This window comes from Shewanella spartinae (genome assembly GCF_019457555.1).
GTDB classification, from domain to species: domain Bacteria; phylum Pseudomonadota; class Gammaproteobacteria; order Enterobacterales; family Shewanellaceae; genus Shewanella; species Shewanella loihica.
This window is the reverse complement of the sequence record NZ_CP080418.1, coordinates 787,127-799,009: the sequence shown is the minus strand read 5'-3', so window position 1 is coordinate 799,009 and position 11,883 is coordinate 787,127. Positions and strand designations below refer to the sequence as shown.

Annotated in this window: 11 protein-coding genes; 5 read left to right on the top strand and 6 right to left on the bottom strand. The window is 54.2% G+C overall.

The genetic code is table 11. The features are described from left to right. Positions 1–461 precede the first annotated feature (461 nt). The 3 genes from K0I31_RS03600 (at position 462) to K0I31_RS03590 (ending at position 2,754) form a co-directional block, all read left to right on the top strand. A complete protein-coding gene (locus K0I31_RS03600) occupies positions 462–1,289 on the top strand; it encodes an SseB family protein (RefSeq protein WP_220079932.1) in 828 nt (275 codons plus the stop codon). 164 nt (positions 1,290–1,453) lie between these two features. Further along, positions 1,454–1,933 carry a YbaK/EbsC family protein gene (locus tag K0I31_RS03595; protein ID WP_011864513.1) on the top strand — a complete coding sequence of 160 codons (480 nt, stop codon included), beginning with the start codon at positions 1,454–1,456 and terminating at the stop codon, positions 1,931–1,933. Between the two features lie 143 nt (positions 1,934–2,076). Beyond that, the gene (locus K0I31_RS03590; protein WP_220079931.1) at positions 2,077–2,754 is read left to right on the top strand and encodes an SDR family NAD(P)-dependent oxidoreductase; all 678 of its coding nucleotides are present in this window, start codon (positions 2,077–2,079) and stop codon (positions 2,752–2,754) included. 83 nt (positions 2,755–2,837) lie between these two features. Here the strand turns inward: K0I31_RS03590 and K0I31_RS03585 are convergent, their stop codons facing one another. The 5 genes from K0I31_RS03585 to K0I31_RS03565 form a co-directional block, all read right to left on the bottom strand. Then, a complete protein-coding gene (locus K0I31_RS03585; RefSeq protein ID WP_220079930.1) occupies positions 2,838–3,794 on the bottom strand; it encodes a hypothetical protein in 957 nt (318 codons plus the stop codon). Between the two features lie 304 nt (positions 3,795–4,098). Beyond that, entirely contained in the window at positions 4,099–4,695 is a 597-nt protein-coding gene (locus tag K0I31_RS03580; protein WP_220079929.1) for a hypothetical protein, read from the bottom strand. 186 nt (positions 4,696–4,881) lie between these two features. Then, on the bottom strand, positions 4,882–5,244 hold the full coding sequence (locus K0I31_RS03575; RefSeq protein ID WP_220079928.1) for a response regulator: 363 nt from the start codon (positions 5,242–5,244) through the stop codon (positions 4,882–4,884). A gap of 183 nt (positions 5,245–5,427) precedes the next feature. Then, the gene (locus tag K0I31_RS03570; protein ID WP_220079927.1) at positions 5,428–6,510 is read right to left on the bottom strand and encodes a rhomboid family intramembrane serine protease; all 1,083 of its coding nucleotides are present in this window, start codon (positions 6,508–6,510) and stop codon (positions 5,428–5,430) included. 14 nt (positions 6,511–6,524) lie between these two features. Beyond that, on the bottom strand, positions 6,525–7,106 hold the full coding sequence (locus tag K0I31_RS03565) for a hypothetical protein (protein WP_220079926.1): 582 nt from the start codon (positions 7,104–7,106) through the stop codon (positions 6,525–6,527). 358 nt (positions 7,107–7,464) lie between these two features. On the opposite strand from K0I31_RS03565, the gene K0I31_RS03560 reads away from it, so the two are divergent. Continuing rightward, positions 7,465–8,325 (top strand): pirin family protein, encoded by an 861-nt coding sequence (locus K0I31_RS03560; RefSeq protein ID WP_220079925.1) that lies wholly within the window; start codon positions 7,465–7,467, stop codon positions 8,323–8,325. A 306-nt stretch (positions 8,326–8,631) separates the two neighbouring features. Then, positions 8,632–10,107: a sodium:proton antiporter NhaD gene (nhaD, locus tag K0I31_RS03555; RefSeq protein ID WP_220079924.1), complete on the top strand. Its 1,476-nt coding sequence runs from the start codon at positions 8,632–8,634 to the stop codon at positions 10,105–10,107. Between the two features lie 135 nt (positions 10,108–10,242). Here nhaD and K0I31_RS03550 read toward each other — a convergent pair whose 3' ends face one another. Further along, the gene (locus K0I31_RS03550; protein WP_144199540.1) at positions 10,243–11,625 is read right to left on the bottom strand and encodes a Na+/H+ antiporter NhaC family protein; all 1,383 of its coding nucleotides are present in this window, start codon (positions 11,623–11,625) and stop codon (positions 10,243–10,245) included. Positions 11,626–11,883 lie beyond the last annotated feature (258 nt).

The window sequence follows — 11,883 nt, the reverse complement described above, 5'->3', positions numbered from 1 at the left end:
AAGCAGGATGCCAGAGCCGAGTGGATTGCAGAAAATCACGTGATTGAGGCAAGGACGCCGAGATAGCCTCAGGTGAGCCATGGATGGCGAATATAAGGCGATAGGGATTTTCAAAAAGACACGAAGGAGTACAACTTCGTCGGGGCGTCAGGGTGGATGCAAGGGCGAAGGTCAGGTCAATGACCGTTTTGAGCGAGAGGCAGGGATGCCGAACTGGCTTTTTACAAGGAAGTATTTGGCGAGGACGAGCAGTCCTCCTTGCCCTGGTGTGGAACGGAGTTCCACGACTTACCTCGGCCGTAAGGCCGCACATACCCAGGTATAGGTTGAAGACCCACAACATTATTTCCCCAAACTAAGTTTGCCCCCACTCCCCTCTAGACCCAGCTAACACCTTGATCTACTATGCCTACTCACCAGGATGTCTGGTCTATACCAGCTGGCAACAAGGATTTAAGAAAATGGAAGTCACACTCACCCCGAGCAATGCACTCGAAACCGCCCTACAGGCGGCACTTGCCGATCACACCCAGGCCAAAGCCCTCTATGAACAGCTGATCAAGGCCAGGCTCTACCTGCTGAGCGATGGCCAAGAAGCTCCTCAGGCCGATGGCACCACTGAGCTCTCCATAATGCAGTGGCATATTCCCGTCAGCGATGAGCAGGTGCATTACTTCGTCCCGCTGTTTACCTCCCAGGAGGCAGTCGATCAGGCCAAGGCGGTTATGGAAGCGGAGGGCAGCGAATTTCACGGCCAGATAGAGATAGATGCCCCTCAGGCATTTCAGCTGCTGCTGACCAATCAGATGGATATGGCGCTCAACCCCAATAGTAATTTGTCGAAAGTCGTCAGCAGCGATGAGATCCGCTATATGTTGCTGCCCGACATGGCGCTACTCCCCCAGGGCAATCACCTCCTGCTGCTAGGCAAGGTACTGGCAAGCGATCTGCCCATGTTCGGCGCGGTGCGTCAAATATTGGCTAACTACCCCAGCGTCAAGGCGGGCTATTTCATCGAGTCATGCGAGCTGGATATTCGCCGCGGCGGCACAGACAGTGCCTTCACCCTGGCGCTCACCCTAGAGGGAGACAGGATTAGCGATGATTTCAGCCGCATTCGCAGCGATTGCCGCAACCTACATAGAGAGATTGAGCTTCATGGCTGGGAGATACGCCCCTACCTGCTAAGAAGTGACAAACATGATGAGATAAGCGACTTCTGCCTGAAGAAGCTTGAGCCCTTCTATCGCCCTTCGCTACTGAGCAAATTCAAGACCTGGTTTAGCTGATCGGCAAGCCAGGCTCTGCGGGTGACTTAATCGATGAAAAGCGCTGCTCAGCCAGCTGAAAAAACGGCCTTAAGTCAGCGGTGAAAAGTGCTACTCAGCCAGCATTGGAGCCTGGCTGAACTATACTTAGCGATAACGTTTCACAACGTTAACGAGGCAAGTATATGAGTATTTCAAACCGCTTAAATCACTACCTGGCGGAACATGAAGTGAACTATGAGATAGTGCTGCACCGCCACAGCCACAACTCCATCAGTTCGGCCATTGCCGCCCAGCTGGCCCCCGCCCAAGTCGCTAAAGGGGTGATTCTGGAGGATCATCAGGGACGCAGGGTCATGGCAGTGCTCCCCACCAATCATAAGATCAACCTCAAGGCGCTGGGCGACAAGCTCAACCGCGATCTGCATCTGGTGAAGGAGCAAACCGTGTATCAGATGTTTGACGATTGCGAGCATGGCGCCATCCCCTCCCTCGGCGCGGCCTATAATATCGAGACCATCTATGACGACCTGCTGATAGAGGCCAAGGAGCTCTACCTAGAGGCCGGCGATCACACCAGCCTGGTCAGGCTCAGCCGCGAAGATTTCATCAAGCTAATCAAAGACGCAAAACACCTGAGATTCAGCTATCAGAGCATCCACTAGCGCCCTCTTGCCAGGGAAGCTGCGGCTTCCCTTTTTTCTGTCCAGGTTCACGTTCATCCCAATTACAAGAATCCGCCCACTGGCATCGAGAGCCAGTTGCGGCATAATAGGTCGACCTAACACAGCTTCTAAGTGAATGAATCATGATATTAATTACCGGCGCCAGCAGCGGCCTGGGGGCCGCCCTGGCTAAACGATATGCGGATCTGGGCGAGCAGGTGATGATCTCGGGTCGCAACCAGGCCAGACTGGCCGGCGTCGCACAAGCGTCAACGAATCTGCACCCGCTAGCGGCCGATCTTTGTGATGAGCAGGGCGTCGCGACATTACTCGATACCCTGGCGACCATGAGCGGCGGCGCCGCACTCAACACTGTGGTTCACTGCGCCGGCAGCGGCTACTTCGGTCCCATCGCCGAGCAGCAGGCCGATGAGATCCACAAGCTGATGCAGAACAACGTCACCTCAAGTATCTTACTGGTACGCGAACTGGTGAAACGCTATCAGGACACGCCGCTGAATCTGGTGGTGGTGATGTCCACGGCGGCCCAGCAGCCCAAGGCGGGGGAGTCGACCTACTGCGCGGCCAAATGGGCGGTACGCGGCTTCATCGAGTCGGTACGCCTGGAGCTCAAGGGTAAGCCAATGAAGATCATCGCCGTCTATCCCGGCGGCATGGATACCGGCTTCTGGCCCAGCAGCGGCAAGTCCCTCGACACCTCGAGCTTCATGAGCGCCGAGGAGGCCGCCGAGATGCTACAGGGAGCCCTAAGGGCCACCGCCCATGGCCATATAGCCGATATCACCATCGCTAGGGGCTAGGCTAGCGCTAAGTTAGACTAACAGCAGAAGAACAACAAAGGCTCGGACTGAAGGCAAATTCAGTACCGAGCCTTTGTTACCCCCTAGTTACAGGCGAAGCCATAGCTGGTCTTATCCGGCCGGGCTCCTGCCTGCTTGGTAACTGTACAGTAGATCTTGCCGTGCTTGTTAGGAACCGAACCTTCGATCCCCATGCCTCGCATCAGCTCGGCGTAACTCTGTGCCTGAGCCAGACTTCCACCGAAACCATAACCGTCACTGGCTATCTCAGAAAGCGGCACTCGTTTACCTAGGTTGTCTCTTGCCAGTTCGGGAATGGCTTTGAAGGCTAATCGCAATTGATCATCGAATGCCTTTAGACGGATATCGACCAGGATTTGGGAGGAGTCTGATAAACTGACGACCCAGGAACGCTCTTGCGTCAAAAGCCCCAAGATGGTCGCAACATTTCGGTAGCTAAAACCGAGCGCATTACCGAGTCGTTGCACCTGATGACTCAACCGGGTGACCCGTTCATTGAGTCTTGAGAGATCTGCGCTACTTAAGTCGGTCGCTAGAACGCCCTCAAAATCGGCGGTCTCCCTTAAGGCGTCGGCAACCGTGATAAACCCCGTATCTGGCGGCAATTTAATGCCCTGCTTTGCCTGTTTGGCTAGCTGCAAATTGATGGCCTTGAGTTCGGCCAATGCGCTAGCGGCTTCGAGCAGATGTGGCTTGTCGCTATTAATCTCGACAACATAGGGGGCCGAAGCGGTCGCCGGACTATCTTCTGCGTAGCGCAGCCTGAACTCGGTCGCCGTCGCCTTCTCTCTGTCCAGGACAACCAGACTCTCATAAGCATTTTTTTCAGCGCCACTTATTTCAGCGCCACTTATTTCAGAGCCACTCGTCTCTAGGGAATGAGTCGCTTCCACATGTATCTCTATCAGGGCGTTAAGTTTCGTCTGAGTACAATCATCACAAACATATAGCTGAGTCGCCTGGAGGTTTACGCAATAGAGGGCGGTTAAGCATAGGCAGCGTGCAATTGTTTTTTTCATCGCAATCTCCTTGATTTGAGTTTGTCATCCGTAACAAATCCATACTAGAAAATCTGCGCTGTAATACTTCCCGATTATGCCAAGCATACTCTTGGAAAATAGCCAGGCAAGGCGGCTGCAAGAATCAGCGAGACTTAAACAAAAGCAGACACTAAAGCTAGCACTAGAACTTGCACTCGAATTGGCATTCGAGATACTGCTAACCCTATCCATAAAGAGAAAGGCTCGGCCTGAAGACAAATTCAGTACCGAGCCTGTTATCGATTAGGCTATTCACGCAGTTTGCCGCGCGATTAACCTTGGATTACTTGCGCTTGAAGATGGCTTCCATCTCAGCGGCTACCGCCTCTGTCTCCTGGGCCTGTACCCGGTCACGCTTCTCGGTGAGTTCGATAAGCTGACGCTCTAACGCCTCGAGCTGCGCCTCATCCGCCGCGCTGCGCTCGGGCTTATCCTGCAGGACATAGATGGCTTCGCTAACCCTATCCATCTCATCAAAAATAGCATCCAAAGGGTCGGGATTAGCGGCGTCTTGACGGTCGAGCTCATCCAGCCAGGCGTAAAACTGCTGATTAGTCACGCCCACCTCTGTGGCGGTCTGGTCGATGAAACAGTTGGACAAGGCGTCGGCGTTCTCTTCTGTCATCTGCTCATACTTATCGAAACAAAACTTCATGGCGCTGCGGTAACCACGCTCCAGCTTGCCGCTGTCGATCCCAGATACCTGCTCCATGGCGGTAAAGTCGCCGCCGGCTTTCATATGCGAAACATTCATCTCGATAAATTTATCGACGTCCACCTCCATGCTGGCCAAGTCATAGGGGGCGTTGTCGGGCAGCTCGGTGCCTTGGGCGCTGGTGAGGATAAAAAACAGTGGTAGTAAGAGTGTTGCTTTCATCATTAATCCCTTATTGATGTGAAAAATCGGTGATGTTAAGAGCCGGTGATGGTCGGTCGACCAGGCGGTGACTTCCTTGTTGCCGCCATAAGATAGCTCAGCCCAGTCTGGCCTGTCTAGTGAGAAAAAAGTCGATAGATAAAAGGCTCAGGCATGCAGATCTAATCGAGACAGAGGCCTGAATATGGATTAGAGATAGGCCTCTATCATCTCCTGGATCGCATCTGGCATCACAGGTTTGGTGATATAGTCATCCACCCCCAGCTTGAGGGCAAAGTCTTTGTCCGACTGCTCCGCCAGCGAGCTTATCACCACCAGGGGGATCTTGGCGGTCTCTTCGCTGCCCTTAAGATACTGGATCACCTGATAGCCGTTGACATGTGGCATGGTGATATCCAGCAGGATGAGATCCGGCCTCAGGGATTTCAGCACCTCTATGCCACCGCTCCCCGAGTTCACCGAGGTCACGTCATAGTCGTCCCCCAGCATGGCGAGTAATATCCCGGTGCAGACGGGATCGTCATCTATGATCAAGATTTTCGCTCTGGACATTTATCTCTCGCTCTCGCTGTTGATTTGATTACATTGTATCCAAGTCTGGCCGGAATACCAGCCTGCCACGACTCGTTAAGCCTACAGCTTAGACCCGGCTTTTTCGCTTAAGTTTCAGCCACAAAAAACGCGCCCATAAAAAAGCCCCATCCAAAGACGGGGCCTTAAATCACCATAAGATAGCTAGCGGGCGATCTTCACCTCTGGCTCGTTGAGCAGCGCCAGCATAGGGTTATTATTCATCACCCGAGTCTTTAAGGTCACCCCCAGGATAAGCCCCATCACGAAGCCACCTATATGGGCCCAGTAGGCCACGCCCTGACCGGCCATCACCAGACCGAAGATGTTGAAACCCAGCCAGATGGCGAAGAAGGCCATAGGACTGAGCTTCTTCTGAAACACCACAAACATGAAGGTCAGGCTGGCATGGCGGAACCACATGAGGTACATGCCGAACAGGCCGGCGATGGCGCCGCTGGCGCCTACCATATAGATGCCCGAGCCAGGATCGGCGGCTATCTGCGCCGCCGCAGCCGCCAGGCCACACAGGAGATAGAGCGCGAGAAACTTGGCGCGGCCCAGCACATCTTCCAAGTTATCCCCCACCACATAGAGGAAATACATGTTGCCCGCCAAGTGCATGATGTCACCGTGGAGGAACATGTGACTCAACAGGGTCCAGGGATGATGACCCGCCAGCAGTTCGTTGGAACGCATGGCGAAGTTTTCAAACACCATATCTGTGGTGCTCAGGTTAAAGCCGTAGGCGAAGAAGATCAGGATATTGAGCGCCAGCAGCAGATAGGTCACCAGGGGCGTCGACTTAGGCTTGAGGTTAAACTCCACCGGCATCTTAGAGAGGAACTGGAACAGCCAGGTCTTGACGCTGATGCTGCCATTCAACTCCTCCAGTAGTTGGCGCACCTTGGGCGACTGTACCACCTTAGTGCGCTCATGCTCGTCTATCCAGATGCCACAGCAGCCGTGACACAGATCCACCTCAATCTCATAGCCAGCCATTAGATGGTAGCGCTGCATGGCGAGGTCGCAACGATGGCAGCAGCGACTGGAGATCCCCAGTTGATCGCCTAGGGTCTCTTCGATGCGCACGTTATCGTCGCCGTTATCGGCCTTAGACAGGGCGGCGTTCAGCTCACCATTCTCGAACCAGAGGCCGCCGCACTGGCGACAGCAATCCACCTCTTCGCCGTGAAATTTAAACACTCTCAGTCGCCCATCGTGGCAACCCGGACAGATATTGGTCATGGGGAGTTCTTTTCCTAATCTACTGTGATGTCGTTGCGTCTCAGCTCATCGGCCAGCGCAGTGTAGTTAGCCTTCAATGCAGGCAGGGTGTTGTCGCTCATCGCTTTGGTCTGGGCCTTGAGCAGGTCGCCGCCGTACTTGGCGCCATAGACACGCCCCTCAATCTTACCGATGATATCGTTCACCTGCAGGTAGAAGCGCCGCGTCTGCGATAGCAGCTGAGGCGGCGTCTCCAGGGTATAGGGCGAGTAGCGCATATTCTCCCACACGAAGGTGGCCAGCGCAGGCCTGTGATTCTTGATGTCAAAAGGCGCCTTACCCGCGATAAATTCGGCGTACTCGTTGATGATGCCAACATTGTCCTGCACCTCGTCATACAGGGCATGACGCAGGTAATAGTTGTTCTGTTTGTTGGTCAGATTATCGAAGGTAATCGCCTGAGACAATCCCTCCTGAGCCGCCAGATAGACGCCGGCAACCGTGGCGATGATCATGAAGATCTGGCTGATCCAGAAGCTGGTCTTTACCAGCTCCCTATTGTCTAAACGGGGAAAACGCTTGCCCTCATCAAAGGCGGCTTTGTCATTAACATCCATATCCAGGCTCCGGTAACAAATAACAGGCTCGCCTGCCCATGGCAATAATGGGGGAAGCGAGGCAAGCGCGGATACTACCACAGGCCAATGATGATTTTGTACAGAGAGATTAAATTTTGATAACAAAAACAAGGATTACCAATCTTCTTCTTGATAAAACCCTCACTCGGACTTCGCCAATTGGCTAATCATAACCTGACTAACCATCCTATTTTTTAGAGGCTAATATGCGGTATTTAGCGATATTCGTTCGATTAATCCAGTGATAGGCTGTTCCCATTCCCGCCAGCTACACTTAAGCAGCACTAAAGCAGTACTGAAGCAGCACCAGGCGGTTCCTAATCATGAGGTACTAACGATGAAAGTGATCAGCCAATTTACCGCCCGCCCGGCTATGGATGGCGACGGCGTCAACATCCGCCGTGTGGCCGATTTTATGAATACCCGCTTCGATCCCTTCCTGATGCTGGACGAGATCAAGTCAGACGACGCCAACGACTATATTGGTGGCTTCCCGCCACACCCTCACCGCGGCATAGAGACCTTTACCTATATTCGCAAGGGCGGCTTCGAGCACAGGGATCAGCTGGGGAACGTCAAGGCGATCAAGGCCGGCGATGTGCAATGGATGAGCACCGGCAGCGGCGTGGTGCACTCTGAGATGCCCCTGGCCGACGTCCAGGATGGTCTGCACGGCTTCCAGATCTGGCTCAACATGCCCGCCAAGGAGAAGATGCGCCCCGCCATCTATCGCGACAGCACGGATGAGCCACTGCCCGAGACCGAAAACGACAGCGGCGCTAAGCTGCGCGCCCTGGCCGGCAGCTGGCAGCTAACGGGGGCCGCTCCCATCGAGGCGCCGATTCAAACCTTGGCAGGTGCAGGCAAGATTGCCGATCTTATGCTGGCGCCAAATGGCTCGGCCCAGCTGGATCTGCATGAACGCGAATATGTCGGCCTCTATCTCTATCAGGGAGAGATAGTCAGCCAGGCGGCGCCGGAGAAAGTCTATAGCGCGGGGCAATATCTGATTGTCGATAGCCAGCAGCTCATCACGCTTAAGGCGGGCGAGCAAGGCGCCGGTGCCCTGCTGTTTGCCGGTCAACCCATTCGCGAGAAGATAGTGCACATGGGTCCCTTCGTGATGAACACTGAACAGGAGATCCAGCAGGCGATCGCCGACTATCAGGCGGGGCGATTTGGCAGCATCAAGGCCTGATGCCTGAGATAAACCACACAAAAAGAGGACCTAGGGTCCTCTTTTTTTATGTAAATTCAGCAGCATCCGCAGGCGCCAAAAGCGTGATCCTGTGCTAAGTTTCTAACAACGCAAAACGCGCAATCGTCACAATTCTGATGATAGGTTTATTACCACTTTGTAGGTAAATATTTATTTTTCATACATAATTTTGTCAATTTTATGTGACTTAGCCGTAACTAATACACATAAACTTGAGGCGCATCAAAATTTACAGCAGGAAAGCTGTGGTAATTTTTAAGCTATTCCTAACACAGAGAATACTTAATGAGAAACCTTAAGCCCCACTTTGGCAACCTTGCCAGTACCTTAGCAAGCTTAGTTATATGTTTGGCCGCACTGTTTAGCCCGGCCGTCTTTGCCAGCAGTGGCGAGGCCCATGGGCAGCTGTTAGATCTCACCGCCACCGGCGCCGGCTATGTCGCCGTGGTGATCTTCGTCCTGGCCTATCTGCTGGTGATGGGTGAAGAGGTGCTGCATCTGCGCAAATCCAAGCCAGTGCTGGTCGCCGCCGGTTTGATCTGGGGCATCATAGGTTACATCTATGTGCAGCATGGCATGTCGGAACTCTCCGAGACCGCCTTCAAACACAACCTGTTGGAGTATGCCGAGCTGCTGCTCTTCCTGCTGGTTGCCATGACCTATATCAACGCCATGGAGGAGCGCAACCTGTTTGACGCCCTGCGGGCCTGGATGGTGGGCAAGGGCTTTAGTCAGCGCACCGTCTTCTGGCTCACCGGCTTCATGGCCTTCTTTATCTCTCCCATCGCCGATAACCTGACCACGGCCCTGTTGATGTGCGCCGTAGTGATGAAGGTGGGCGGCGACAACAAGAAGTTTATCGCCCTGGCCTGTATCAACATAGTGGTGGCGGCCAACGCTGGCGGCGCCTTCAGTCCTTTCGGCGATATCACCACCCTGATGGTATGGCAAAAAGGCGTGGTGCATTTCGAGCAGTTCGTCGACCTCTTCATCCCATCCTTGGTTAACTTCCTGGTGCCGGCGGCGATTATGAGCGCCTTCATCGTCAATCAGGTGCAAGAAGCGGAAAAGGAGAAGGTGATGATGAAACGCGGCGCCAGACGCATAGTCGGCCTATTCCTGCTTACCATAGCCACCGCCGTCTGCACCCACAGCGTGCTGGGTCTGCCACCCGTGCTAGGCATGATGACGGGCCTCGGCTTCCTGCAGTTCTTCGGTTTCTACCTGCGTAAGAGCTTCCCCAAGGCTGTGCTCAAGGCCAAAGAGCAGGCGGAGCGCGACAACAACCTCAAGCGCCTGGAGCAGCTGGGTAACGTGGTGCCCTTCGATGTGTTCAGCCGCATCGCCCGCGCCGAGTGGGATACCCTGCTCTTCTTCTACGGTGTGGTGCTCTGCGTCGGCGGCCTGGGCTTCATGGGCTACCTGAGCCTGGTCTCCGAGGCCATGTATACCCATTGGGACGTCACCTATGCCAACATCGCCGTGGGTGTACTCTCCTCAATCGTGGATAACATCCCTGTGATGTTTGCCGTGCTGACCATGAACCCTGAGATGGCCCTGGGCCAGTGGCTGTTGGTGACCCTGACCGCAGGTGTGGGCGGTAGCCTGCTCTCTATCGGCAGCGCCGCCGGTGTGGCCCTGATGGGACAGGCCCGCGGCATCTACACCTTCGCCAGCCACCTCAAGTGGACACCCGTGATCGCCCTGGGCTACATCGCCAGTATCCTGGTGCATCTCTGGCTGAACAGCTCACTGTTCTAAGTCCGAGTGTCGTATGTAGCATGTAGCGTGAAGGAATGAAAAAGTTAGATTACCTGTAGTCACCCTATGGGTTAATCAAAAGGGGCGTTGACTAGACTAGTCAACGCCCCTTTCTCTTGCAGTACTCTTACTGACTTAGGCCAAGATAAGGAAACCGATAAAGGTCAGTCCCGCCGCCAACAGGGCGTAGGGCAGCTGAGTCACCGCATGGCTCACCAGGTTACAGTCTGAGCCCTGGGCCGCCAGCACGGTAGAGTCAGAATAGAAACAGGCCTGACTACCGAAGGATGAGGCCGACAGCAAGGCGCCGATCACCAGAGGAATATCAGCATTCACCGCCTGGGCCAGAGGCATCACGATAGGGATAGACACCGCGAAGATCCCCCAACTAGAGCCGGTGGCGAAGGCCAGAATAGACATGGTCAGGAAGACCACTGCCGGCAGCCACTGTGAGGTCATGAAGGGGCTCAGGTTACCAATCACATATTGCGGCAGCATCAGCTTATCGCACACATCCTTAAACACGAAGGCGGCGATAACCGTGCCTATGGCCGGCAGCATAGACTTAAAGCCGTCGAGCATCTGCTCCATCATCTCTGACAGAGGCATCAGACGCTGCACGCCATAGTAAGGCAGGGTCACCGCCAACGTGGCGATCAGCCCCTTGAGCACGTCGATATCGAAGTAGACGGTAAAGCCCACCAGCAAGATTATTGGCACCATGAAGTTATGCAGCTTGCCCAGATTATCGGCATGCTTAAACTCCTCTTCGATCGCCTTGACGCTATAATCATCAGAGGTCTGCACCTCGTCGATGGCATCGACCGCCTTGGCCGGTTTACCCGCCAAAGCCGCCAGCTGCGCCTTCTTCATCGGACCGAAAGCAGGCACTATGCCCAGGATCACCAGCAGCACCATGGCCACCGCCAACCAGGCGTAGAGCATGTAAGGAATGGCCGACATATAGACGCTGATCCCCTGGCCCTCGCCCGCCACGCCGTTGTCCACCAGCAGGCCGCCGAAGAAGACGGCCCAGGTCGATAGCGGCACCAGCACACAGATGGGCGCGGCGGTAGAGTCCACCACATAGGCCAGCATCTCCCGCGACACCTTAAACTTGTCGGTCACCGACTTCATGGTTGAACCCACGGTCAAGGCATTGAGGTAGTCGTCGATAAAGATCACCACGCCCAGGATGAAGGTCATCAGCAGGGATGACTTAGGCCCCTTGGCATACTTGAGCGCATGGCGACCGAAGGCCATGGAGCCCCCCGTCTTAACCAGGAGGGCGATCAGGGCGCCAAAACCGCCACAGACCAGAATCAACCAACCTATGGTTTCATCGGCCATGACAGAGAGCGAGATATCGGAGAAGTTATTCAGCACCTGATCGGGTTGATACAAGACCAGACCCACTAAGGCACCTATGATTAACGAAAGGATTGGACGGCGTAGCCAAACCGCTAACACCAAGACCACCACAGGTGGGATAAGACTTAAGGCTGTCGCGTCAGACATGGCTTAAGGTCCTTCTAAAATTGAGCCGATACGGCAAACTCATTTTACTCGGCGTAAAACCCCAAAGTTTATACGCTTAATTGCTGCTTTATTATGGACATAACGACGTTCGCCCTTAGCGAACCATGCCTTTATTTTTGTACCCCAGCTAAAACATCGGGCGCAAAATAATCTGCATTGGAGACTGAGTCAATCAGAAATAGTTATCCGGCGATAAATAATTTTTCGGCCTCAAATACAAACAAGCCAAACCATTGA